This window comes from Rheinheimera sp. (assembly GCF_036568245.1).
Taxonomy (GTDB): Bacteria; Pseudomonadota; Gammaproteobacteria; order Enterobacterales; family Alteromonadaceae; genus Alishewanella.
The window spans coordinates 1-5,010 of record NZ_DATCSY010000235.1; the positions used below are offsets into that span (position 1 = coordinate 1).

A 5,010-nucleotide genomic window follows, 5' to 3' on the forward strand; every position below is an offset into this window, starting at 1 on the left:
CCTGCAGCAAATCACCGATCAGATAACCGGGGAAAATCCCCACCAGGATACACAGAGCCACCAGAATTTCGACCGGTACCCGCATATAACGTGGCGGTTCGTGCGGCGTTTTGGTTAAACCTTTGGGCTGGCCATTGAAAAATACATCGTGAATAAAACGCATTGAATATGCTACTGAGAAAACAGCAGCTACGGTCGCGAGCACCGGAATAACCCAGGACAGCGAACCCAATAAATGCTGGTGCAGCGTTTCGGCGAAAAACATCTCTTTGGACAGGAAGCCATTCAGTAATGGCACGCCCGCCATGGCTGATGCCGCCACCATCGCCAGCGTGGCAGTAATAGGCATAAACTGCCACAAACCATTTAGCTTGCGCATATCGCGCGAACCGGATTCATGGTCAATAATGCCCGCTGCCATAAACAGCGAAGCCTTGAACGTCGCATGGTTGATGATATGGAACAAACCAGCGACAGCGGCTAAATCGGTTCCCATGCCAAACAGTAACGTAATAAGGCCGAGGTGACTGATGGTTGAATACGCCAACAGCCCTTTCAGATCATGCTTAAACAACGCCAGATAGGCACCGATTAATAATGTCGCGAGGCCGGTTACGCTCACCAGCACAAACCACAATTCGGTACCCGACAATGCCGGGTAAAACCGTGCCAGCAAAAAGATACCGGCTTTCACCATAGTGGCAGAGTGTAAGTAAGCACTTACCGGTGTAGGCGCAGCCATGGCATTTGGCAGCCAGAAATGAAACGGAAACTGGGCCGACTTGGTAAAGCATCCCAGCAGAAACAATACCAGCGCCACCGGATAAGCACTGTGCTGTTTTATCAGCTCACCACTGGCCAGCACCTGCTGTAAGTCATAACTGCCGACAATTTCGCCTATCAAAATAAATGCAGCCAACAAAGCCAGACCACCGGCTCCGGTAACCGTCAGCGCCATACGAGCACCACGGCGAGCTTCTGCTTTATGCCACCAGAAACTGATCAGCAAAAATGAGCTGATACTGGTTAACTCCCAGAACAACCACAGCTGCAACAGGTTACCAGACAGTACTATGCCGAGCATTGCTGTCATAAACAGCATCAGATACGCATAAAAACGTGGCATAGAGTCACGTTCAGACAAGTAGTAACGGGCGTAAAGGATAATCAGCAAACCAATGCCAAGGATCAGTAAGCCAAACAAAAAGGCCAGCCCATCAAGCCGGACAGTGATATCCAGCCCCAGCAAAGGCACCCACGACTGTACAAAGCTCAGTGTATCGCCGGATAAGATCCGGCCTGAGTAGAACAGCAAGATGGCCAGTGCCGCCGCCGGTGCCAAAGCCGTCGCCAGCGCGCAGGCACTGCGCCCCCACTTCGACGTAAACAGCGGCACCAGACTTCCCAGCAGCGGCAGGAGTAAAATCCACATCAGTGTCATAACTGTCGCATGTCCTTCTTATCATTAACCTGACTGAAACTTTATACTGTCCCGCTAATCGTACAGATTAAGTTGTTGATATCCATAGGCAGTTAACTAAGCATAGAAGACAGATTGCCTTTGCAACATTGGGCGGGCAGAAAAATCAGTTTGTTGGCATTAATTCGGCTATTTATACCCATATCTCTCGGAAAAGTCTATAAAAGCTGAGCGCCACGCCCCTGCTTATGCAGGGTACTTGCCGCAATATTTCAGGCCTTTATCGCACCGCGAGCATCAACTTTTATCACCAAACTGGCGGCATCTTGCTAAACAGGTTACAACTAACATTCTGCCGGCAACCGATACACAGGAGCAAAGCGTATGAAAACCCGAACCGAACGCGACAGTATGGGCGAGTTACAGGTCCCGATTGACGCTTTATATCAGGCGCAAACACAACGTGCCGTGCAGAATTTCAGGATAAGCGGCCGGACTTTACCAGCAGATTTTATCCGGGCTTTGTTACAGATAAAAAAAGCCGCAGCTACGGCAAACCTGCAGCTTGGCCTGCTCGACAGCGCTGTTAGCAAAGCTATTTGCCAGGCTGCAGATAAGCAGCTAAGTAACACCGACATGCAGCATTATCCGCTGGATATATTCCAGACAGGCTCTGGCACCAGCAGCAATATGAATGTGAATGAAGTGCTGGCAACACTGGCCAGCAAAGCGCTTAACCAGAACGTTAGCCCGAACGATCACGTTAATCTGGGCCAAAGCAGTAACGATACGATCCCCAGTGCTATTCATGTCAGTGCCGCTATAGCGCTGCAACAGCAATTACTGCCAGCCCTGCAGCAACTACAACAGCAGCTAAGCAGTAAAATCAGCCAGATAGGACAGCTGGTGAAAACCGGCCGTACCCATCTGATGGATGCCATGCCGGTCAGTTTTGCTCAGGTGCTTGGCGGTTGGCAAGACCAGCTAAACCTGGCTGAACAGCAGCTGCAACAACAACTGGAACAGCTACTGGCGCTGGCGCAAGGTGGAACTGCAGTAGGTAGCGGCATTAATGCTGATCCTGCCTTTGCCGATAAATTCTGTCAGGTGTTAAGCAGCAACACCGGTTTAGCGTTTCGCCCCGCGCAGCATTTCTTCAGCGCCATCGGCTCGCAGGACACTGCCGTGGCCACATCAGGTGCATTAAAACGGCTTGCTGTGTGTCTGATGAAAATCAGCAACGATTTGCGCTGGATGAATTCCGGGCCTCTGGCTGGGCTGGGCTGGGCGAAATAGAACTGCCGGCGCTGCAACCTGGCTCATCGATTATGCCGGGTAAAGTTAACCCGGTTATTCCTGAAGCCGTGGCAATGGTCTGCGCTCAGGTCATTGGTAATGACAGCACTATTACTATCGCTGGCCAATCAGGCAACTTTGAGTTGAATGTGATGCTGCCACTGATTGCCGATAATTTGCTGCACAGCATCAGCTTGCTCAGCAACAGTTGCACAGCGCTCGCCACACAGGCTATTGCCGGTTTTACTGTACGTGAAGACAACATCAGTAAGGCTCTGGCACTGAATCCTATTTTGGTGACAGCATTAAACCCGTTAATTGGTTATGCCAAGGCAGCTGAAATAGCCAAGCAAGCCTACAAAGAACGCCGGCCGGTTATCGATGTGGCACAGGAACATACCAGCTATAGCCGCAGCGAGCTGGAAAAACTGCTGGATCCGGCCCGGTTGTGCGAAGGTGGCAATATCGGCTGATATTGCTGCTTTTAGTTCAAATGCGAACATTCTGGCTAAAACTTCTGTCGTTTTAGCCAGTCAGCTTGCGCTGGCTCCCCTGTTTCCGTCATAACTGGCAATGCAGCACACATTCCCTGCCGCGTTGCACCACAAAAATGCCACCGGTAGACAAAATTAGAACAGTGGCTGCTAAATAAAAATAATTATTTCAGATCAACAGGGTGTTATCTCTGATTTAGCAGTACAGCGGGCAACCCCTGAAACAAAGGGTAGCTATCATGTTCAATAAAACTCTTCTTGCAATGCTGGTGGGTAGTGCATTGCTGCTTGGCTGCAACAGCAGTGATGACGATCCGGTAATTGTGCCGGACACCGGTACTGCAACACCAGAACCCGATACCGGCGTTATTGCGCTTACCAATCTTGATACCGTTTACGGTTACGCCAGTGAAAATGGCGGCACAACCGGCGGCAGTGGCGAAAACAAGGTAGAGATCACCGTCTGTACCGGTGAGGAAATGATCAACGCGATAAAAAATAAAGACCCGGCACGCCCGCTAACAATATGGGTAAATGGCAGCATTACACTGCAAAATGCCCAAGACAGCAGAATAGATATTAAAGATGTATCAGATATCTCTATTATCGGCTTGGGTAATCAGGGCGAAATGGCCGGTATTGGTTTTAACATTGTCAGGGCACAGAACATTATTATCCGCAACCTGCGCATTCATCACGTACGCGCCAATATGGGCGCACCTGGCGACGGTATCAGTATGGAAGGGCCGGTGCGTAATATCTGGATTGACCATAACGAAATCTATAATAGCCTGACAGTGGCTGACCCAAGCCTGAGCGAAGAGCAGGTAAAAGATTATTATGATGGCCTGGTCGATGCCAAAGGTGACGCACAATTCATTACTATCTCGTTTAATAAACTGCATCACAGCTGGAAGACCTCGCTGGTTGGTTCATCCGACAGCGATAATTACGACCGCACCATCACTTACCACCATAACCACTGGTACAACGTAAACTCGCGCTTGCCGCTATTCCGCTTTGGTAAAGGCCACATCTACAACAACTTCTATGACGGTGCTATCGAAAGCGGCATTAACAGCAGAATGGGCGCCGTGATCCGTATCGAGCATAACCACTTCGCCAATATGAAAAACCCGGTAATGTCTATGTACAGTCAGGAGCCAGGCTTCTGGCAGCTGGTTGACAATATATTTGATGATGTCACCTGGCAGGAAAGCCCGGATGACGGCGTCGTCGCCGGTGAGGCAGCCGAATCAACCGGTGAGCTGACACCGCCTTATGATTACAGTACCAGCCTGTTGCCAGTACACAATGTTAAAGCAACAGTGCTGGCCTATGCCGGTACCGGTAAAATAGACACCCCGCCAAGTCCCGGCCTGTGTGCACCAGCTGAACCGACAGAGCCTGAACCAACTGAGCCGGAACCTGTACCGATTGACCCTGTAGAACCGCCTGCCAGTGTCGACTGGATCAGCTACGACGGCAGCTTGCAGCCCTTTGCGGACAATGCCCTTACATTGGCAGATGGCAGCCTGAGTAAGTTTGAGCCCCAGCAAAGCGGTGGTGCTGACGAGCCAAACCTGTTCAGCGCCAACGGCGATGGTACTATCCGCTTTGACAGCACGGCCAACAGCGCCGACCGCAGCCGTGCCAAACTGAGCGACGTAGCACCGGCTGATGGCGTTTATCCCAAATTCTTTACGTTATTAATGGGCGTAACGGGCAACAGCGGTGGCAACCGGATTTTGGAAACCGAAATTGCTTTAGGCGATACAGCCGCCACAGCTGCGAGCCGGT

At 50.8% G+C, this 5,010-nt stretch carries 2 protein-coding genes and 1 pseudogene; 2 read left to right on the top strand and 1 reads right to left on the bottom strand.

The genetic code is table 11. The features are described from left to right. On the bottom strand, nt 1-1,441 hold a 1,441-nt coding region (locus VIN66_RS10825), incomplete at its 3' end, for a proton-conducting transporter membrane subunit (protein ID WP_331924008.1). A 363-nt stretch (nt 1,442-1,804) separates the two neighbouring features. Between VIN66_RS10825 and VIN66_RS10830 the strand changes: the two are divergent. Together VIN66_RS10830 and VIN66_RS10835 are read left to right on the top strand one after the other, a co-directional pair. Continuing rightward, nucleotides 1,805-3,189 (top strand): annotated as a pseudogene (locus VIN66_RS10830) (class II fumarate hydratase). A 260-nt stretch (nt 3,190-3,449) separates the two neighbouring features. Further along, nucleotides 3,450-5,010 (top strand): hypothetical protein (locus VIN66_RS10835; protein WP_331924009.1); only part of this gene is annotated, 1,561 nt, incomplete at its 3' end.